The sequence below is a fragment of the Propioniciclava coleopterorum genome, assembly GCF_011393335.1.
Lineage (GTDB): Bacteria > Actinomycetota > Actinomycetes > Propionibacteriales > Propionibacteriaceae > Propioniciclava > Propioniciclava coleopterorum.
Window position 1 is genome coordinate 2,791,746 of the sequence record NZ_CP049865.1, and the last position, 19,578, is coordinate 2,811,323.

Below are 19,578 nucleotides of genomic sequence, written 5' to 3' on the forward strand. Positions count from 1 at the left end.
GTCAGGTGCGCGAGCACCCCGGTGATGACGAGGATCGCCACCTTGTCGACCCACATCAGGTCGCGGCCGAGCACGAACGGTCCCAGCGCGATCAGGGGCCAGTGCCACAGGTAGACCGCATACGAGACGTCGCCGAGCCACTGCACCGGGCGCAGGTTCCCGACGCGGATGAGCGGGTCGGCGGCGAGCGCGTCACCGGCCAGGATGATCCCGGCGGTCCCCAGGACGGGCCACAGAGCCACCGCCCCGGGAAGGGGGTCGCCTGGCTGATCAGGAAGGAGGTGGCGACGATGGCGGCGAAACCGGCCCACCGCATGGTCGCCGCCACCGGGCCGCGCGGCGTCCACCTCAGAGCCACGAAGCTCGTCAGCGCGCCGATCCCGAACTCCCAGGCACGCGTCGTGGTGACGAAGTACGCGGCCGCGGGGTCGGCGTCCGTCAGGACGATGGAGTGGATGAGGGACGCCGCCGCGAGTAGCCCCAGGGCCACGGCTGCGGCCGCGCGCGGCGAGTGAGTCCCCCCGGCGCGCCGGGCGGCCCGTGCGGCGACCCAGACGGCGAACAGGATCAGCGCGGGCCACAGAGCGTAGAACTGCTCCTCGGTCGACAGCGACCAGTAGTGCTGCACCGGCGAGGCCGTGTCGTTGGACGCCGAGTAGGTGACCGCTTTGGAGGCCAGGAACAGGTTCTCGACGTAGAACGTGCCGGCGATCACCTCCCGCAGGGACGCCCGGGCGAGTTGCGCCGGCAGGATGACCGCGGCCGCGACGCCCGAGACGGCCAGCACGAGGAGGCTCGCGGGCAGGAGACGGCGGGCGCGCCGGGCGTAGAACGACCCGAGCCGGATGCTTCCCGTGCGGTCCAACTCCCGCAGCAGGTGGCTGGTGATGAGGTAGCCGGAGATGACGAAGAAGACGTCCACGCCGACGAACCCGCCCGGCATCTGGGTGGGCCACAGGTGGAAGAGGACCACGAGCCCGACCGCGACGGCGCGCAGCCCCTGGATCTCGGGCATGAAGCGCCGTTGGGTGCGGGGCGGGACGGTGGCCGTCGTGGTGTGCATGCGCCTGCGTTCGTGAAGAGTGCGGGCCATGGGCCCCGTCGGTCGGTACGACCCGGTGAAGGGTCAACGCATGGTAACCGAGCGGTTCACCATGGCGCGATACAGGACCTCCCGCACCCGGACGGGGATGTAGCGGTACAGCCCCCGCACCGCGACGTTGCGGAGGAACTGGGCCCAGGTGGTGAAGCCGGCGCGCAGGAAGCGGCGCTGCAGCCGCACCTCGCTGGCCAGCATGCCGTGGCCGCCGCGGCGTCCGTAGGCGCCGGCGCCGATCCGGTAACGGACCAGCACCTCGGGGAGTTCGCGACGGCCGCGCCGGCCGCGATCATCCGCGCGAACAGCCAGTAGTCCTCCATCTTGTCCAGGTGCTCGTAGCCGCCGGCAGCGCGCACCGCGGAGCGCCGGTACACCACCGACGGATGGTTGAACGGGTCGCGGAACCGGGCCATCTCCGCGATCTCGGCCTGGGAGACGGGCAGCGCCCGCACCATCTGGTCGGGCCCGTCCTCGGTCCCGAACTCCACGATGGCGCTGCCCACCAGGTCCAGACCGCCCTCGATGAGAGGCAGCTGCACCTCGAACCGGCGCGGCAGCGAGATGTCGTCGGCGTCCGCGCGGGCGACCACCTCGTGCGCGCAGGCGTCCAGCCCGGCCTCCAGGGCGCGGGCCAGCCCGACGTTCTCCGGCAGCGCCAGCACGCGGGTCGGGACGCCGCCGGTCAGCTCGCCGGCCTCGACGCGGCGCAGCACGTCCGCGATGGCGTCGGGGACGGGCCCGTCGACCACGATCACGAGCTCGTCGGGGCGGCGGGTCTGCTCGGCGGTGACCGAGGCCACCGCCCGCTCGAAGAACGGCGCCCGGTCGCCGCGGTACACCGGGAGCAGGACGCTGAAGGGCTCAGTCACGGCCGGCACCGCGCTCGATCCGGGCGACGTCGGCCGCCACGGGGGTGTCGCGCAGCACCTCGACGGTGCTGCGGGGCGCCGTGCGGCTGGCGGACAGGCCCGCGCGTCCGTGCCCGAGCAGTGCGGCGCGGTCGCCGGAGCGGGCCAGCATCCGGACCCAGCGCAGCGCCGTCGAGCCGGCGTACAGCGCGCGGTCGACCGGGCCCAGGGCGTCCGAGCGTCCGAACAGCCACGCCTTGTTGCGCACCTCGTTGACGAAGCGCGGCCCGGGGTCGGCGTCCGAGCCGCCGAACACCTTCGTCAGGTGGTAGACCCGCGACGCCGGCACGTACAGGCCGACGCCGTCGCGCAGCAGGCGCGCGGTGTACTCGAAGTCGTCGTTCCACAGGAAGTAGTCGGCCACCGGGAGCCCGTGCTCGCGGATCGCGTCGGCGTCCAGCAGGATCGAGACGAAGGACGCCGAGCGGATGGGCTTCGCGCCGACGAGCCGGGCCGCGTTCGCGGCGAGCCGGGAGACGCCGGGGCGGACCCGCGGGGTGTTCATGGGGTGCTCGCGGCCGTCGCGCCAGGCGGCGCGGGACGCCGCGACCGAGACCCGGCCGGGGTAGCGGATCCGGGCGGTCTGCAGTTCGGCCAGCGCGGTGGGGGTCGGGACGGTGTCGTCGTCCATGATCCAGACCGCCTGCGCGCCGTGGTGCGCGACCGCGCGGGCGATGCCGGCGGCGAAGCCGCCCGCCCCGCCGGTGTTGGTCGGCAGGGTGACCACCTCGGTGACGACCGGGTGCCGGCGCGCCAGGTCGGCGGAGTCGTCGGTGGAGGCGTTGTCGATCACCACCACCGCGTCGGGGCGGCGGGTCTGGGCGGCCAGGCCGTCCAGGTTCTGCGCCAGCAGGTCGCGCCTGTTCCACGCCACGACCACGGCCACGATGCGCTGCTCGGTCGTCGCGTCCACACCCATGCCGATCACCCTAGACCAGCGGCGCGCCGCGGTCGGCCCGGCGCACGGGGTACCGGCCGGGGCGCGTCCCCGCCCCGGTACGATGTTCCGGTGAACGCAACCGTCTCGAACGTGCTGCTGGTCTTCCTCTTCATCCTGATCGGCGGCGTGTTCGCCGCGGCGGAGATGGCGCTGGTGTCGCTGCGCGACAGCCAGGTCAAGTCCCTGGCCGGCCGCGGCAAGCGCGGGCAGACGGTGGCGCGGCTCGCGGCCGACCCCAACCTGTTCCTCTCGGCGGTCCAGATCGGCGTGACCCTGGCCGGCTTCCTGTCGGCGTCGTTCGGCGCGGCCAACCTCGCCCCGGAGCTCGCGCCGATCCTCGTCGGCTGGGGGCTGCCCGAGGCGGTCGCCGGCGGGCTGTCCCTGGTGCTCATCACCGTGGCGATCTCCTACTTCTCGATCGTGCTGGGCGAACTGGCGGCCAAGCGGCTCGCGATGCAGCGCGCCGAGGCGTTCGCGCTGACGCTGGGCCCGCTGGTCAACGTGATCGCCAAGATCGCCCGGCCGGTGATCTGGTTCCTCGGCGTCTCCACCAACCTCGTGGTCCGAGTGCTCGGCGGCGACCCCAAGGCGTCGCGGGAGGAGGTCACCGACGAGGAACTGCGCGCGATGGTGTCCAGTTCGGTGACGCTCGGCGACGAGGAGCGGCACATCGTGGACGAGGTGTTCGCGGCCGGGCAGGTGACGCTGCGCGAGGCGATGGTGCCCCGCACCGAGGTGGACTTCCTCGACGGCGACATGCCCGCGAGCAAGGCGATCCGGGTCGTCCGTGACGGCGCGCACTCCCGCTACCCGGTGGTGGGCCGCGACGTCGACGACGTCATCGGCTTCCTGCACGTCCGGGATCTGTTCGACCTCGACCCCGCCGCGCGGCAGGCGCCGATCAGCCAGCTCGTCCGCCCGATCCACTCGCTGCCCGGCACCGTCCGGATCCTGCACGCGCTGTCGGAGATGCAGGCCCAGGGCGACCACATGGTCATCGTCACCGACGAGTACGGCGGCACCGCCGGCATCGTCACCATCGAGGACCTGATCGAGGAGCTGATCGGCGACATCACCGACGAGTTCGACCGCGAGGAGCCGGCGCAGCACGCCACCGACCTGGACGGGCTCACCACGCTGGAGGAGTTCGCCGAGACCTACGGCCACCTCATCCCCGAGGGCCCCTACGACACGGTGGCCGGCTACGTGATGGCCGAGTTGGGCCAACTGCCCGACGAGGGCGACTCCGTCACGCGGCTGCTGTTCGCCGAACACGGCGGCGAGGAGGAGACCGGCCAGGAGTTCGCCTTCACCGTCACAGAGTTGGACGGCCGCCGGGTCGCCCGGCTGCGGCTCGACCGTCTCGGCGCCCTCCGACACGAGCCGGCGTCGGACTAGGCATGGCCAGCGACGACGGCTCCATGCTTCTCACCGGAGACCAGGTGGGCGGGCTGCTGGACGCCGCCGTGCGGCACGCCGGGGGTCGGCTGCTGCAGTGGGACCTCGACCACGTGGACGCCAACCCCGGCCAGTCCACGACCGCGACGTACGTCGCCCGCGTCGAGTGGCCCTACGGCGAGCGCGACGAACTGCTGGGGGTGAGCGCGCGGGTGGACGGCCTCAACGACACCGACGCCCGCGCCGAGATCTTCGCCGACGGCGACCGCGAGGTCGCGGTGTGGCTGTACCCCAACGACCCCGACCTGCCCGGGTTGGCCCGGGCCGCCTACCCCGAGCCGCTGTCGGGGATCCTGTCGTCCTACCGGGTGGTCGAGCCGGCGATCGGGGCCGCGGACCTGTCGCTGGAGATGGTGACCTACCGGCCGCGCCGCCGCGCCGTCGTGCGCGCGTCCCTGGCCGACGGCAGCGACTTCTACGTGAAGGTGCTGCGCGGGCGCGCCGTCGACGGGATCGCCGAGCGGCACCGCCTGCTGCTGGACGCCGGCGTGCCGGCACCGCCGGTGCTCGCCCGCACCCCGACCACCTGCTGGTGCTGGGGGAACTGCCCGGCCGGCCGTTGGCCCGGGCGCTGTTCGAGCCCGGCACCCCCTGCACAGCCGAGGGGCTGATCGGCGTCCTGGACGCCATGCCGAAGGCGGTCGCGGGCCTGGAGCGGCGCCCGCCGTGGAGCGACGCGGTGGACCACTACGCCGGCATGATCGCGGCCGCACTGCCCGCCGTCGCCGACCGCCTGGACTGGATCACCCGGGAGATCCACGAGGGCCTGGCCGGTGTGCCCCGGGGGACCGAGCCGACGCACGGCGACTTCCACGAGGGCCAGGTGCACGTCGCCGGCGGCAAGGTGGTGGGCGTCCTGGACATCGACACGATCGGGCCCGGCCGGCGCGCCGACGATCTGGCCTGCCTGATCGCGCACCTGAGCACGATCCAGGGCATGAACGCGGCCCAGGCCGAGCGGGTGCGGGGGCTGCTGCGGGCGTGGGTCCCGGTGTTCGACGAGCGGGTCGACCCGGTCGAACTGCGGCTCCGGGCCGCGGCGGTCATCGTGTCGCTCGCGACGGGGCCGTACCGCGTTCAGGCACCCACCTGGGAGACGGAGACGCGCGGGATGATCGACTCGGCGACCGCGCTGGTGCGCCAGGTCGCCTGAGCATCACAAAGCCGTATCAACTGTTACGACTGAGCCCCTGAGGGCTTCACGTGGCAACCGTGGCCGGTAGAATCGATCGCCGGGCCACCTCCTTCGGCCCGAAAAGTTCCGTGCCAAGGAGGCATTCGTGAAGAAGTCCCTGATTGGTTCCGGCTTGGCAGCAGCGGTGCTCCTTGCCGGGTGTGCCACTCCGCCCCCCGCCGCCACGCCGGGCGCCACGACCCCCGGAGGCGGCGCGACCGCGGCCGGGAGCAACTTCCTGGCGTGCATGGTCTCCGACGAGGGCGGCTTCGACGACAAGTCGTTCAACGAGACCTCCTACAAGGGTCTGAAGGACGCGGAGTCGAAGCTCGGCGTCAAGACCAAGGAACTGCAGAGCCAGACCACCTCCGACTACGCCAAGAACGTGCAGGCGATGGTCGATGCCAAGTGCGACATCATCGTCACGGTCGGCTTCGCGCTGGGCGACACCACGGCGGCGTCGGCCAAGGCGAACCCCGAGACCGACTACGCGATCGTCGACTTCGCCTACGACGCGCCCGAGAAGAACGTCAAGGGTCTGACGTTCAACACGGCCGAGCCGGCCTTCCTGGCGGGCTACCTGGCCGCGTCCATCACCAAGACCGGCACCGTCGGCACCTACGGCGGCGCGCCGTACCCGACCGTGACGATCTTCATGGACGGCTACCAGCAGGGCGTCGAGTACTACAACAAGGCCAAGGGCAAGTCGGTCAAGGTGGTCGGCTACGACCGCGCCACCAAGAACGGCACGTACATCCCGGGCAACAAATTCTCCGACGTCGCCGGCGGCAAGCAGCTCGCCACCAACCTGGTCGCCCAGGGCGCCGACGTGATCCTGCCCGTGGCCGGCCCGGCCTCCGAGGGTGGCCTGCAGGTCGCCCAGGAGTCCAACGGCAACGTCTCCTCGATGTGGGTCGACTCCGACGGCTTCACGGCGATGCCCAAGTACAAGGCCGTCATCCCGACGTCGGTCGCCAAGGCCATGGACCTGGCCGTGTTCACCGCCATCAAGGATTCGCTCGACAAGAAGTTCACGAACGAGGCCTACGTGGGCACGCTGAAGAACGACGGCGCCTACCTGGCTCCGTTCCACGACTGGGATTCGAAGATCTCCGCCGAGACCAAGGCCGAGATCGAGAAGCTGAAGGCCGACATCGAGTCGGGCACCATCAAGGTCGAGTCCTGATCTGACGCACACCCCGACGGGGAGGCGACCGCACGGTTGCCTCCCCGTTGCGGTACCGTCGGCGCAGCGAACCCGGAGGGGGAACAACGAACGTGGATGAGGATCTGGCCACCGGCCTGTCGCTCCGCGGCATCACCAAGCGTTTCGGCTCGTTCACGGCGGTCGATCAGGTCGACCTCGACGTCCGTCCCGGCGAGATCCACTGCCTCCTGGGCGAGAACGGCGCCGGCAAGTCGACCCTGATGAACGTCTTGTACGGGCTGCTCCCGCTCGACGGCGGCGAGATCGTCATCGACGGGACGCCGCGGACGTTCGGCAACCCGCGCGACGCCATGGCCGCCGGCATCGGCATGGTCCACCAGCACTTCATGCTGGTCAACGTCTTCAGCGTCACCGAGAACCTGATGCTGGGCCGCGAGGGCGGCCCGATCCTGGACGCCGCAGGCGCCAAGCGCCGCGTCCAGGAACTCTCCGAGCGCTACGGCATGCCCGTGGACCCCGACGCGCTCATCGAGGACCTGCCCGTCGGCGTCCAGCAGCGGGTCGAGATCCTCAAGGCTCTGGCCAACGACGCGCGCTTCCTGGTCTTCGACGAGCCCACCGCCGTCCTGACGCCGCAGGAGATCGACGACCTGATGCGCGTCATGCAGTCGCTGCGCGACGAGGGCAAGGGCATCGTCTTCATCACCCACAAGCTGCGCGAGGTCCGCGCCATCGCCGACCGGATCACGGTCATGCGCCGCGGCCGGATCGTCGGGCACGCCGAGCCGGGCAGTTCCGAGGCCGACCTCGCCGAGCTCATGGTGGGCCGGGCGGTGGACCTGCGCGTCGACAAGAAGCCCGCCCAGCCGACCGCGCCGCGCCTGCGCGTCCGCGACCTGCGGGTCGCCAACCCCGCCGGCGGCATCGTCGTCGACGGCATCGACTTCGACGTGGCGGGCGGCGAGATCCTGTGCGTCGCCGGCGTCCAGGGCAACGGGCAGTCCGAACTGGCCGACGCCCTGCTGGGCAACATGGTCCCGCTGTCGGGGACCATCGAGATGGACGGCGTCGACATCAGCCGCGCCAAGCCCCGGGCGACCATCGACGCGGGCATGGGCTTCGTCCCCGAGGACCGCGAGGTCGACGGGTTCGTCTCGAACTTCACCATCGCGGAGAACCTGGTGCTCAACCGCAGCAACCAGCCCCCCTTCGCGCACGGCATGGCCCTGGACTGGGGAGCGATCAACCGCAACGCCGAGGAGCGCAAGCAGGAGTTCGACATCCGCGCGCAGTCGGTCGGCGACCACATCTCGAGCCTGTCGGGCGGCAACAAGCAGAAGGTCATCCTGGCCCGCGAGCTGAGCCGGCCGCTGTCGGTGCTCGTGGCCAGCCAGCCCACCCGCGGCGTGGACGTGGGCGCCATCGAGTTCCTCCACAAGCGCATCGTGGAGGAGCGGGACCAAGGGACCGCCGTCCTGCTGGTCTCGACCGAACTCGAGGAGGTCGAGGCGCTGGCCGACCGGGTGCTGGTGATGTACCGCGGCAAGGTGGTGGGGATCGTCGGTTCCGACACCCCGCGCGACGTGATGGGCCTGATGATGGCGGGCGTCCCCTACGACGAGGCCGTCGCGGTCGCGCAGGACGCCCCGAAGGAGGAGACGCATGGCTGAGGGGGCCAAGGCGTCGGCGTGGCGGGAACGCGGCCGGACCTGGGCGATCACCGCCGGTTCGATCGTGCTCGCGCTGCTGGTCGGCGCCGTCCTGATGGTGGTGTCCGACCCCGACGTGATCGGGCTGTACGCCTACCTGTTCACCGCGCCGGCGTTGCCGCTCGGCGCGACCTGGGCGAAGGTGGCCGGGGCGTACTCCGCGCTCGTGGTGGGCGCCGTGGGCTCGCCGAACGCGCTGGCCGCGACCGCCTGGCAGGCGGCGCCGCTGATCTGCGCGGGCCTGGGCGTCGGCCTGGGCTTCCGGGCGGGCCTGTTCAACATCGGCGCGCAGGGCCAGGCGATCTGGGGGGCCATCGCGGCCGCCCACGTCGGCTTCGCGTTCCACCTGCCGCCCGTCATCCACCTGATCGTCGCCATCGTGTTCGGGCTGATCTCCGGCGCGATCTGGGGCGGCATCGTGGGCTTCCTCAAGGCCAAGACGGGCGCGCACGAGGTGATCGTGACGATCATGCTCAACTACGTGGCGCTGCTGTCGCTGACCTGGCTGCTGTCGACGCCCGCGTTCCTGCGTCCGGGCCGCATCGACCCGATCGCCCCCGTGATCGACGGCACCGCCGCGTTCCCGATCATCTACACCCAGCTCAACGTCGGCTTCCTCGTCGCCCTGCTGGCCGCGGCCGCCGTCTGGTGGCTGCTGGACCGCTCGACGCTCGGGTTCCAGATCCGCGCGGTCGGCTCGAACCCGACCGCCGCCGGCACCGCCGGCATGAACGTGCCGAACGTCACCATGATCACGATGGCGCTGTCGGGCATGCTCTGCGGGCTGGCCGGCATCCAGTACGCGCTCGGGCCCGGCCCCGACGGGGTCGCGACCCCGCTGTCGCTCGGCCTGGTCGGCACCGTCGGCTTCGACGCCATCACCGTGGCGCTGCTGGGCCGCAGCAAGCCACTGGGCATCGTCCTGGCGGGCCTGCTGTTCGGCGGCCTGCACTCCGGCGGGCTCGCGATGCAGAACTTCGCCGACACCCCGCTCACCCTGTCCACGGTGCTGCAGGCGCTCATCGTGCTGTTCGTGGCCGCCCCCGCCCTGGTCGGGGCGCTGCTGCCGAAGGTCAAGACGCCGCAGACCGCCAATCTCGTCGGAGGTGAGGCATGACCACCGTCGACCCGATGACGCTGATGGACGACGCGCCCATCCAGCTCACCACCACCGAGTCCGCCGCCGCCCGGCGCGCCCGCCTGTCCGCGGGCGGCCTGCTGGCGCTGCTGGGGCTGGTGCTGCTCGTCCTGGCGTTCCGCACCCAGGGGAACGCGCGCTACGCCCTGTCGGACGCCTTCGCGGCCGTCCAGTTGCCCACCATCTCCGTCCCGGGCATGCCCACCGTGCTGGTGTGCGCCCTGATCACCCTGGGCGTCGGCGTGGGCTTCCTGACGGGACGCCTGACCGGGAGCCTGCGCACCTGGCTGGCCGTCCTCGCCGGGTTCGCCCTGGTGCTGGGGTTCGTCTCGTGGGCCGGCGCCGGCAGCGAGTTCGCCTTCCCGGTGGCCAACCAGCTCTCGGGGTCGATCATGCTGGCCACGCCGCTGGTCTTCGGCGCGCTCGCCGGCGTCCTGTGCGAGAACTCGGGCGTCGTCAACGTCTCGATCGAGGGCGAGTTCCTCGTCGCGGCGTTCACGGCCGCCACGGTGGGCTCGATCACGCAGTCGCTGGTCGCGGCCCTCATCGCCGCGATGCTCGCCGGCATGGCGATGGCGGCCCTCCTGGCCCTGTTCGCCGTCCGGTACATCGTCGACCAGGTCGTGCTCGGCGTCGTGCTCAACCTGCTGGCCGCGGGCATCACGGGCTTCCTGTTCGACCAGCTGGTGCAGCCCAATAACGCGACGCTCAACGTCGCGCCGCAGCTGCCCAGGATCTCGATCCCCGGGCTGTCGGCGATCCCGCTGCTGGGGCCGGTGCTGTTCCAGCAGTCGATCCTGTTCTACCTCGCCGTCGCGTCGGTGATCTTCGTCGCGTTCCTGCTGTACCGCACCCGGTGGGGCCTGCGCGTCCGCTCGGTGGGCGAGCACCCCGAGGCCGCCGACACCGTCGGCATCAACGTCCGCTGGACGCGCTGGCAGGCCGTGCTCGTCGGCGGCCTGTTCGCCGGCCTGGGCGGCGCCTTCTTCACGGTCGGCTCCACCGGCGCGTTCATCAAGGACATCACCGTCGGCAACGGCTTCATCGCCCTGGCGGCCGTCATCATGGGGCGCTGGCACCCGGTGCGCGCGGCGCTGATGGCGCTGTTCTTCGGGTTCGTGACGCAGCTGGCCTCCCAATTGCAGACGCTGAACACCCCGATGCCGAGCCAGTTCCTGCTAATGCTGCCGTACCTGGCGACCATCGTCGCGGTGGCCGGCCTCATCGGCCGCTCGCGCGGGCCCGCCGCCGACGGCGTGCCGTTCACGAAGTAGCGGCTGTGCGCGTCGACTGGGACGGTCTTCGGGAGGCGGCCCGCGCCGCCAACGCCCGCGCGTACGCGTCCTACTCGGGCTACCGGGTGGGCGCGGCGGCGCTGGTGGACGACGGCCGCGTCGTCACCGGCTGCAACGTCGAGAACGCCGCCTACGGCGTCACGCTGTGCGCCGAGTGCGGGCTGATCAGCGACCTGATCAACGGGGGCGGCGGCCGCCTGCTCGCCTTCACCTGCTGCAACGCGGGCGGCGAGCGGATCATGCCGTGCGGACGCTGCCGCCAACTGCTGTGGGAGCACGGTGGCGCCGGGCTGCTGGTCGACACCCCCGAGGGCGTGTGGCCGATGGAACGGGTGCTGCCGCAGGCGTTCGGCGCCGTCGACCTGGAGCGCTGAGGTCGATCCGCCCCGACGGCCCGGGAACCCGGGCGCCGCGGCTCAGAAGAGCTTGAACCCCAGCCCGTGGGCGACGATGCCGGCGATCCCGCTCAGGACCGCGAGGCCGACGACGGCGTACGCGGCGTAGGCCCACGCGACGCGGCCCGAGGCCTGGGCGCGGACGCCGAGGCTGAACAGGGCGGGCAGGCCGGCGCCGAGCACGAGGCCGACGGCCGTCACCTTCCAGATCGCGTCGAGCGCGGCGAGCAGTTGTTCCATCACGAGGCCACCTTCGGCGTCGCGACAGCCCCCAGTTCGGCGGGGGAGTCCGGGACCTCCCAGTCGTCGTTGACGTTGTCGGGGCTGATCGGCTGCTTGCGGCTGTGCAGGAACATCCACAGCGCCAGGCCGACCATCACCGCGACGATGAAGAGCGGTCCGAGCCAGTCGCCGAGCAGGTGCCCGAACATCCACATGACCGCGCCGGCCGCGGCGGCGGCGGGGAGCGTGATGAGCCAGGCAAGCGCCATGCGGCCCGCCAGCGCCCAGCGGACGCCGGCGCCCTTGCGGCCCAACCCGGACCCGAGGATCGAGCCGGTGGCCACGTGCGTGGTGGACAGAGCGAAGCCGAGCTGCGAGGAGGAGAGGATGACCGCGGCGGAGGCGGCCTCGGCGGCCATGCCCTGCGGCGGGGAGATCTCGACCAGGCCCTTGCCCATCGTCCGGATGATGCGCCAGCCGCCGATCCAGGTGCCGGACGCGATGGCGACCGCGCAGGCCACCTTCACCCACAGCGGGATCTCGTGGGTGGACGTCCAGGCGCCCGAGGCGATCAGGGCGAGCGTGATGACGCCCATCGTCTTCTGGGCGTCGTTGGCGCCGTGCGCCAGCGAGACCAGCGAGGCGGTGCCGATCTGGCCCCAGCGGAAGCCCGAATCCATCCTGTTCTGGGCGACCCCCTGGGCGATGCGGAACACCAGCCAGGTGCCGACCGTCGCGACCAGCGCGGCGATCACGGGCGAGGCCAGCCCGGGGAGGATCACCTTGCCGACGACACCGTCGAGCTTCGAGCCGGTGCCGACCCACTTGACCGACTCCAGGCCCAGCCCGGCGATCGTGGAGCCGACCAGGCCGCCGAACATCGCGTGGGAGGAGCTCGACGGCAGCCCGCGCAGCCAGGTGAACAGGTTCCAGGCGATGGCGCCCGCCAGGCCCGCCAGCAGCACCAGCAGCAGCGAGCGGCCGCCGTCGGCCAGCAGGTCCGCGCGCGGGGTGCCGTCCGGGTTCTGGATGCGGACGATCGCGTTGGTCACGGTCAGGGCAACCTCGACCGACAGGAACGCGCCGATCAGGTTGAGAACGGCGCACAGGAGCACCGCCACCCTCGGCTTGAGCGCGCCCGTTGCGATGGAGGTGGCCATCGCATTGGCCGTGTCATGGAAGCCGTTGGTGAAGTCGAAAGCCAACGCCGTCCCCACCACGAGGATGAGGAGGACCAACTCAGGGGTCACGCTTCGATGGTAACCACATGGAGGGGTTCCGGTCACATGTGCGTCGCCTTCGTTTCATCCGATTGCCTCCGAGGGAGAACGCCGTCTCCAGTGGCTCTAGAATCCGGGCATGACTTCTCGGATCCTCACGTGTGCCGCATGGCCGTACGCGAACGGCCCGCGCCACATCGGGCACGTGTCCGGCTTCGCGGTTCCGGCCGACGTTTTCTCCCGCTACCAGCGCATGGCGGGCAAGGACGTCCTCATGGTCTCGGGGACCGACGAGCACGGCACCGCGATCCAGGTCAAGGCCGACGGCGAGGGCCTGACGGCCCGCGAGACCGCCGACAAGTACCACCGCATCATCGTCGAGGACCTCCAGGGCCTGGGGCTCTCCTACGACCTCTACACGCGCACGACCACGCTGAACCACGCCGAGGTGGTCCAGGAGCTCTTCCGGTCGCTGCACGACAACGGCTACGTCGTCGCCCACAAGCAGCTCGGCGCGATCTCGCCCTCGACCGGACGCACGCTGGCCGACCGCTACATCGAGGGCACCTGCCCGATCTGCGGTTACGACGGCGCCCGCGGCGACCAGTGCGACAACTGCGGGAACCAGCTCGACCCCATCGACCTCATCAACCCGCACAGCCGCATCAACGGCGAGGTCCCGAACTTCGTCGAGACCGAGCACTTCTTCCTCGACCTGCCCGCGCTGTCCGACGCGCTGCAGGAGTGGCTGGGGACGCGCACCGACTGGCGTCCGAACGTGATCCGGTTCTCCACCGAGTTCGCCAAGGACCTCAAGCCGCGCGCCGTGACCCGCGACCTCGACTGGGGCGTCCGGATCCCGATCGAGGGCTGGACCGACGCCGACATGAAGCGCATCTACGTGTGGTTCGACGCCGTCACCGGCTACCTGTCGGCGTCGGTGGAGTGGGCCCGCCGCGTGGGGCGTCCGGACGCCTGGAAGGACTGGTGGACGAACGCGGGCGCCGAGTCCTACTACTTCATGGGCAAGGACAACATCACCTTCCACACCGTCATCTGGCCCGGCATGCTGATCGGCGCCAACGGCGAGGGTTCCCGGGGCGGGACGCCGAGCGCGTTCGGCGTCCTGGACCTGCCGACCGAGATCGTGAGCTCGGAGTTCCTGACGATGTCGGGCTCGAAGTTCTCCTCCTCGCGCAACAAGGTGATCTACGTGCGCGACTTCCTCGCCGAGTTCGGCCCGGACGCCCTGCGCTACTACATCGCGGTCGCCGGCCCCGAGAACCAGGACACCGACTTCACCTGGTCGGAGTTCGTGCGCCGGGTGAACTTCGAGCTGGCCAACGAGTGGGGCAACCTGGTCAACCGCTCGGTGTCGATGGCGCACAAGAACGTCGGCGCGATCCCGACCGCGGGCGAGCTGACCGACGAGGACCGGGCGCTGCTGGCGGCGTCCAAGGAGGCGTTCACCACCGTCGGGGAACTGCTGGAGCGGGCCCGCTTCAAGCAGGCGATCGGCGAGGCGATGCGGGTGGTGTCGCTGGCGAACAAGTATCTGTCGGACTCGGAGCCGTGGAAGAAGAAGGACGACCCGGTCCGTCGCGACACCATCCTGCACGTCGCGCTGCAGGCGGTCGCCGACTGCAACACCCTGCTGACCCCGTTCATGCCGCACGCGGCCCAGAAGGTGCACGAGGCGCTGGGCGGGACCGGCGTGTGGGCCGCACAGCCCGAGCTGATCGAGGTCGAGGAGGAGGGCGCGCCGTCCTACCCGGTCCTCATGGGCGACTACGCCGCCGAGGCCGCGCGCTGGGCGTCGGTGCCGATCGTCGCCGGGACGCCGCTGGCCAAGCCGTCGCCTATCTTCGCCAAGCTCGACGAGAAGCTGGGGGAGACCGGCCCCGCGTGGTCGCCGGTCCTGACCGACTGATCCCGGCGCGGCCGCCTCGCCCGGAGCGGGCGGGGCGCGTCGGCGTAGGGGCGACGTGTCAGCCGCGGGGCGCCGTGCCGGCGTAGGGGCGGCGCGTCAGCCGACCGCGGGGGCGGCGTCCGCCTCGCGGGCGTACCGGGTGGCGAGCCACGAGCACGCCATCAGCTGCGCCTGGTGGAAGACCATCAGCGGCAGCATGATGAGCCCGATCGGCTGGCCGACGAACAGCACGGTCGCCATCGGCAGGCCGGTGGCCAGCGACTTCTTGGTGCCGCAGAACTGGATCGCGATGGCGTCCGCGCGGTTGAACTTCAGCCGCCGCGCCGCGAACCACGTCAGCCACAGCATGAACGCCAGCATCACCAGGCACACGACGATCAGCGCCACGATGTCGGGGACGCTGACCATGGTCCAGATGCCCTCCCGGACGCCCTCGGAGAACGCGGAGTAGACCACCAGCACGATCGAGGCCTGGTCGAACAGCTTGAGCTTCTTGTGGCGGGCCACGAAGTCGGCGGTCCAGCGCCGCGACAGCTGGCCCAGGATGAACGGCAGCAGGATCTGCAGCATCAGGTCACCGATGGCCCCGAACCCGACGTGGGCCTGCCCGGAGGTGTTCATCAGCGCGATCGCCAGCAGCGGCGTCACGAACACCCCCAGCAGGTTGGACGCCGACGCGCTCACGATCGCCCCCGCCACGTTGCCGTGCGCGATCGAGGTGAAGTTGATCGAGCTCTGCACCGTCGAGGGGCACAGCGTCACGTACAGCAGCCCGGGGATCAGCGCGGCCGAGATGACCGTGGCCGGGAGCTGGGCGATCGCCAGGCCCAACAGCGGGAACGCCACGAACGTGAAGGCCAGGATGGTCAGGTGCAGCCGCCAGTGCTTGAGGCCGGCCAGCGCCTCGCGAGGGTGCAGCCGGGCGCCGTAGAGGAAGAACAGGCAGAAGATCGCGACCTTCGTGGCCCACGACAGCGCCGTGGCCCCCACGCCGGAGGCGGGCAGGAACGAGGCCACGACCGCCGCCGCGATGATCGCGAGCAGGAAGTAGTCGACTTTGAATCTCCGGGTGGCCACCCGGCAACCCTAGCCCCGGGCGACGCCCAGCACCGCGAGGTCGTCGGGGGTGAGCCGGTGCTCCATCAGCACCACCTGGTAGGGGTTCCACGTCGACAGCGTGTACCGCAGCCGGACGCCGTCGGGCCGGGCTGCGGCGTCGTACAGGTAGGGCGCGTAGGCGCCGCCCGGGCGCCCGGCCTGCGCCCCGAAGATGTCGTCGCCGACCGGGTCGTCGGAGGCGAAGGCGCGGATGAACCGGCGGGTCGGGTCGCCGAACGAGAGGCCGTCCGCGATCCAGTCGAACAGCAGCAGCCGTTCGCTCCACGGTCCCCACGGCTGCGGGGCCGTGCGCAGCACGACGGCGCCACCCGCGGCATCCTCGGGGCCCGTCATGGTCAGCAGCGCGTACGACGCCAGCGCGGGCACCCAGCGCACCGTCACCTCGCCGTAGGAGCCGCGCACGATCGGGACGGCGTCGGCCTCGGCGTCCGACCAGCGCGGGACGCCGCCCTCCAGCCCGGCGAGGTACGCGATCGCCGGCCGGGAGAGGTCGCGGCCGGGGTCGAGCACCGCGAAGCGCAGGTCGTCGGCGCGGTAGGAGCCGGCGCCCCACAATCCGAGCAGCGGGCCCGCCCCGTCGGGGAACGGCGAGCCGGGCAGGTCGCGCCGCACCGGGGCGCACGAGATGTTGACGAAGAACAGGTCGGAGACCTGCGCGATCGTCTCGAACCGGAACGGCCGCCGGGACGCGCCGGCGATCGCGTCGGGGCCGTCGACCGCCCGCGCCAGCATCGAGCGGCCCATCACCTGGTGGCGCGCGAAGTGGTTCGACGAGGTGAACGCATACCAGTGCCGGCCGTGCGAGAAGGCGTCGAGCGGGACGTCGTACTCGGTCATGGTCGTGCCCAGGCCCGCGAACTTCAGCGGGCCGCCGTGGAACTCGAAGCCGGGGAGGTCGGCGTCCGGATCGGTGACGGCCGCGATCGAGTCCCGGGTCGCCCACCGCCTGCGGCCCCAGTGGGTGTCGCCGAACAGCATGAGCGTCCGGCCCTCGACGTCGATGCGGACGCCGAGGTCGGTGCCGCGGACGCCTGAGACCGTCTCGGAGCGGCTCAGGGTGGTGCGCGGGTCGCCGGGGGAGGGCTGGGTGTCGCGCTCGCCGCTGATCTGCGCGGTCTTCTCCGAGGCGCGGGCGGCGCGGTGGGTCGGCTCGGCGGTCAGCACCCGCAACCCGGCCGCGCGCACCCAATGGGCGTCGTGGACCCGCTGCTCGCGGTGCCACAGGTAGACCGAGTCGTCCTCGGCGACCAGCGCCTGCAGCCAGCCGGTGGGGCGTCCCACGGCCTGGAACGCGCCCCCGAGGTTGACCGCTCCCAGGCTCACCCGGGTGGCGTCGACACCGCCGCCGAGCGCGGTCGCGGCCAGGGCGAGCGCGTGCACGCGGGCGTGCGGCGCGAGGTCGGGGCGGGGGGCGTCCTCGCCGACCGCGCCGCGGTCGCCGAGCCGCCACCAGCGGACCCCGGCGGTCGGCTGCGGGGCGGCGAGCAGCAGGCCGCCGCCGGGGCGCGGGGCCAGCGCGGGCGCGCGGGTGCCGTCGTCGATCTCGCCGACGTCGCGCCAGGTGCCCCGCTCGCCGGCCAGCAGCGCGAGCCGGCCCGCGGCGGGCAGCGCGGCCGTGAGGCGTCCGCGATGCACGACCAGGCCGGGCGCGCCGTCGCACGGGCCGAGGTCGGCCCCCGCGACCCAGCCGCCCTCGGCGGGGCGGTGCCAGTGCCGGGCGCGGCCGGCGCTCACGACGACCGCGTGCAGCACCGGCCCGGACGCGACGAGCGCGACCTGTTCGCCCGGGCCCAGGTCTGCGGTGCGGGCCCAGTCCAGCGGCTCGCCGGCCGGGTCGTGGCGCCACTCGGCCACGCCGGAGTCGTCGGGGACGAGCGCGACCAGTTCCCCGCGCCGCCAGAAGGGCGAGTCGGGGAGTTGGGCCAGCGCGGCCGGCGCGGTGGAGGCCGCCGTCAGGGTGGCGCCGCGGTCCCAGCCGCGGTCGGGCCGGCCTTGGGTGCGGTGGTAGTGCTCCAGCCGGACGCCGTCGGCGTCCGCGCGGCGCACCAGGGCGTCCAGCCGCGGCGCGCGCAGCAGCGCCCGCCAGCGGCCGGTGTCGCCGGCGATGGTCGACTGGATCATGCTCGTGGAACCGATGGGCAGCACGCGGACAAGATAGCGAGGGACGCGGTCGAAGGCCCCACCCGCGAGGAACTAGGGTGACCGGCATGAGCGAGGTTCAAGACTTCCGGGCCATGGGCGAAGCCCTCGGGGACGCCGGCGCGATCCTGCGCGGCAACGCGGGCAGCGCCGGCCTGGACGCCCCCGTGCCGACCGCCCCGGGCTGGGCCGTCCGGGACCTGGTCGCGCATCAGGGCATGGTGCACCGCTGGGCGACGGGCTACCTGACGCGCGGGCCGCGCCGCGAGGCGGCCGACGTGCTCGCCGAGGCGGCGGCGTCGACGGACCTGCTCGACTGGTTCGACGACGGGCTGGTGGACCTGCTGAACGCGTTCGCGTCGCTCCCGGTCGACGCCGAACTGCGGTTCTTCCTGCCGGACGCGCCGCCGCCGCGCGACGCCTGGCTGCGGCGGCAGGTGCACGAGACGTCGGTGCACGCGATCGACGCGATGGCGGCCCGGCTGGGGCGCCTCCCCGCGGCGTCCGAGCTGTGGCTGGACCCGCGGCTGGCCGCCGACGGCGTGGATGAACTGCTGACCGGCTTCGTCGCGCGCGACGGGCTGCTGCGCGCCGACCCGCCCCGCCGCGTCCGGTTCGACGCCACCGACGTGGGCCGCTCCTGGCTGCTGGAGGCGCGTCCCGACGGGACCACCGTCACGCGGGTGGACGCCGGGGCGGACGCCGACGCGACCGTCGCGGGGACCGCCCGCGAGCTGTACCTGCGCGTCTGGAACCGCGGTGAGGGCGGCACCGCGTCCGACCCGGGGTTCTGGGACGCCTGGCGCGCCGCGGTCAAGGTCGCCTGGTCCTGATGCGGATCGACGTCACCGACCCGGCCGACCCGCGGCTGGGCGACTATGTCGCGCTGCGCGACACCTCGCTGCGCAAGTCGCTGGAGTCCGAGCGCGGGCTGTTCATCGCCGAGGGCGAGAAGGTGATCCGCCGCGCCCTGGAGGCCGGATTCACCCCGCGGTCGTTCCTGCTCGCCGAGCGCTGGCTGCCCGGGCTGGCCGACGTGCTGGCGCCGCACACCGACGTCCCGACCTACGTGGTGAGCGAGGACCTGGCCGAGGCCGTGACGGGCTTCCACGTGCACCGCGGGGCGCTCGCGTCGCTGCACCGGCGCCCGCCGACCCCCGTCGCCGACCTGCTGGGCGCCCGCCGGCTGGTCGTCGCCGAGGACATCGTCGATCACACCAACGTGGGGGCGATCCTCCGCAACGCGGCCGGGTTGGGCTGGGACGGCGTCCTGCTGGCGCCGCGGGCCGCGGACCCGCTGTACCGGCGGGCCATCAAGGTCAGCATGGGCACGGTGTTCTCGCTGCCCTGGGCCCGCCTGGAGGACTGGGGGACCGCGCTGCCGCTGCTGCGCGAGGCCGGCTTCACCGTGCTGGCGCTCGCGCTCACCCCGGACGCGCTGCCGCTGGACGAGGTCGTCGCGCGCGGCGTCCCGGACAAGCTGGCGATCGTGGTCGGCACCGAGGGCGAGGGGCTGTCGCAGCGCTGGATCGGGCAGGCGGACGCCGTCGTGTCGATCCCCATGCAGCACGGCGTCGACTCGCTCAACGTGGCCGCGGCCACCGCGGTTGCCTGCTGGGCGCTGCGCTGACGGGACGGCCCGCCGCCGCGGCGGCGCTACGGTG

General features: G+C 72.4%; 16 protein-coding genes and 1 pseudogene. 10 read left to right on the forward strand and 7 right to left on the reverse strand.

Annotated features, from left to right (window positions below):
• Window positions 1–91: 91 nt before the first annotated feature.
• The 3 genes from G7070_RS13305 to G7070_RS13315 all read right to left on the reverse strand — a co-directional run bounded on the left by G7070_RS13305 (window position 92) and on the right by G7070_RS13315 (window position 2,926).
• Complete coding sequence (locus tag G7070_RS13305) at window positions 92–1,063, reverse strand: acyltransferase family protein (protein ID WP_166234138.1); 972 nt, start codon at window positions 1,061–1,063, stop codon at window positions 92–94.
• A gap of 86 nt (window positions 1,064–1,149) precedes the next feature.
• Complete coding sequence (locus G7070_RS13310) at window positions 1,150–1,968, reverse strand: glycosyltransferase (protein WP_246227116.1); 819 nt, start codon at window positions 1,966–1,968, stop codon at window positions 1,150–1,152.
• Entirely contained in the window at window positions 1,961–2,926 is a 966-nt protein-coding gene (locus G7070_RS13315; protein WP_166234139.1) for a glycosyltransferase, read from the reverse strand. The genes G7070_RS13310 and G7070_RS13315 overlap by 8 nt, the downstream gene beginning before the upstream one ends.
• Window positions 2,927–3,016: 90 nt before the next feature.
• Between G7070_RS13315 and G7070_RS13320 the strand changes: the two genes are divergently transcribed.
• The 7 genes and pseudogenes from G7070_RS13320 (at window position 3,017) to G7070_RS13350 (ending at window position 11,263) form a co-directional block, all read left to right on the forward strand.
• On the forward strand, window positions 3,017–4,345 hold the full coding sequence (locus tag G7070_RS13320) for a hemolysin family protein (protein WP_166234140.1): 1,329 nt from the start codon (window positions 3,017–3,019) through the stop codon (window positions 4,343–4,345).
• A 2-nt stretch (window positions 4,346–4,347) separates the two neighbouring features.
• Window positions 4,348–5,558 (forward strand): annotated as a pseudogene (locus G7070_RS13325) (aminoglycoside phosphotransferase family protein).
• A gap of 127 nt (window positions 5,559–5,685) precedes the next feature.
• Window positions 5,686–6,765, forward strand: a complete 1,080-nt coding sequence (locus G7070_RS13330) for a BMP family ABC transporter substrate-binding protein (RefSeq protein ID WP_166234141.1) — start codon at window positions 5,686–5,688, stop codon at window positions 6,763–6,765.
• A 92-nt stretch (window positions 6,766–6,857) separates the two neighbouring features.
• Window positions 6,858–8,417, forward strand: coding sequence for an ABC transporter ATP-binding protein (locus tag G7070_RS13335; protein ID WP_206079792.1), 1,560 nt, complete (start codon window positions 6,858–6,860; stop codon window positions 8,415–8,417).
• Window positions 8,410–9,573, forward strand: coding sequence for an ABC transporter permease (locus G7070_RS13340; RefSeq protein WP_166234142.1), 1,164 nt, complete (start codon window positions 8,410–8,412; stop codon window positions 9,571–9,573). Before G7070_RS13335 ends, G7070_RS13340 begins: the two co-directional genes overlap by 8 nt.
• Window positions 9,570–10,868 (forward strand): ABC transporter permease, encoded by a 1,299-nt coding sequence (locus G7070_RS13345; protein WP_166234143.1) that lies wholly within the window; start codon window positions 9,570–9,572, stop codon window positions 10,866–10,868. Before G7070_RS13340 ends, G7070_RS13345 begins: the two co-directional genes overlap by 4 nt.
• A gap of 5 nt (window positions 10,869–10,873) precedes the next feature.
• Complete coding sequence (locus G7070_RS13350; protein WP_166234144.1) at window positions 10,874–11,263, forward strand: cytidine deaminase; 390 nt, start codon at window positions 10,874–10,876, stop codon at window positions 11,261–11,263.
• A 42-nt stretch (window positions 11,264–11,305) separates the two neighbouring features.
• Here G7070_RS13350 and G7070_RS13355 read toward each other — a convergent pair whose 3' ends face one another.
• Window positions 11,306–11,524: a hypothetical protein gene (locus G7070_RS13355; protein ID WP_166234145.1), complete on the reverse strand. Its 219-nt coding sequence runs from the start codon at window positions 11,522–11,524 to the stop codon at window positions 11,306–11,308.
• Entirely contained in the window at window positions 11,524–12,756 is a 1,233-nt protein-coding gene (locus tag G7070_RS13360; protein ID WP_166234146.1) for an inorganic phosphate transporter, read from the reverse strand. Before G7070_RS13360 ends, G7070_RS13355 begins: the two co-directional genes overlap by 1 nt.
• Before the next feature lie 109 nt (window positions 12,757–12,865).
• Here G7070_RS13360 and metG point away from each other — a divergent pair, with 109 nt between their 5' ends.
• Window positions 12,866–14,656, forward strand: a complete 1,791-nt coding sequence (gene metG, locus G7070_RS13365) for a methionine--tRNA ligase (protein WP_206079793.1) — start codon at window positions 12,866–12,868, stop codon at window positions 14,654–14,656.
• A 96-nt stretch (window positions 14,657–14,752) separates the two neighbouring features.
• On the opposite strand, the gene G7070_RS13370 is transcribed toward metG, so the two are convergent.
• Window positions 14,753–15,733: a bile acid:sodium symporter family protein gene (locus G7070_RS13370; RefSeq protein WP_166234147.1), complete on the reverse strand. Its 981-nt coding sequence runs from the start codon at window positions 15,731–15,733 to the stop codon at window positions 14,753–14,755.
• A 9-nt stretch (window positions 15,734–15,742) separates the two neighbouring features.
• The gene (locus G7070_RS13375; RefSeq protein ID WP_166234148.1) at window positions 15,743–17,920 is read right to left on the reverse strand and encodes a DUF4185 domain-containing protein; all 2,178 of its coding nucleotides are present in this window, start codon (window positions 17,918–17,920) and stop codon (window positions 15,743–15,745) included.
• 62 nt (window positions 17,921–17,982) lie between these two features.
• Here G7070_RS13375 and G7070_RS13380 point away from each other — a divergent pair, with 62 nt between their 5' ends.
• The gene (locus G7070_RS13380) at window positions 17,983–18,747 is read left to right on the forward strand and encodes a maleylpyruvate isomerase N-terminal domain-containing protein (protein WP_166234149.1); all 765 of its coding nucleotides are present in this window, start codon (window positions 17,983–17,985) and stop codon (window positions 18,745–18,747) included.
• Entirely contained in the window at window positions 18,747–19,544 is a 798-nt protein-coding gene (locus G7070_RS13385) for a TrmH family RNA methyltransferase (protein ID WP_166234150.1), read from the forward strand. Before G7070_RS13380 ends, G7070_RS13385 begins: the two co-directional genes overlap by 1 nt.
• Window positions 19,545–19,578: the final 34 nt, after the last annotated feature.

Coding starts and splice junctions, on each gene's coding strand:
- G7070_RS13355 (WP_166234145.1), bottom strand. CDS start 11,524: ATGGAACAACTGCTCGCCGCGCTCGACGCGATCTGGAAGGTGACGGCC.
- G7070_RS13380 (WP_166234149.1), top strand. CDS start 17,983: ATGAGCGAGGTTCAAGACTTCCGGGCCATGGGCGAAGCCCTCGGGGAC.
- G7070_RS13345 (WP_166234143.1), top strand. CDS start 9,570: ATGACCACCGTCGACCCGATGACGCTGATGGACGACGCGCCCATCCAG.
- G7070_RS13340 (WP_166234142.1), top strand. CDS start 8,410: ATGGCTGAGGGGGCCAAGGCGTCGGCGTGGCGGGAACGCGGCCGGACC.
- G7070_RS13315 (WP_166234139.1), bottom strand. CDS start 2,926: ATGGGTGTGGACGCGACGACCGAGCAGCGCATCGTGGCCGTGGTCGTG.
- metG (WP_206079793.1), top strand. CDS start 12,866: ATGACTTCTCGGATCCTCACGTGTGCCGCATGGCCGTACGCGAACGGC.
- G7070_RS13305 (WP_166234138.1), bottom strand. CDS start 1,063: ATGCACACCACGACGGCCACCGTCCCGCCCCGCACCCAACGGCGCTTC.
- G7070_RS13385 (WP_166234150.1), top strand. CDS start 18,747: ATGCGGATCGACGTCACCGACCCGGCCGACCCGCGGCTGGGCGACTAT.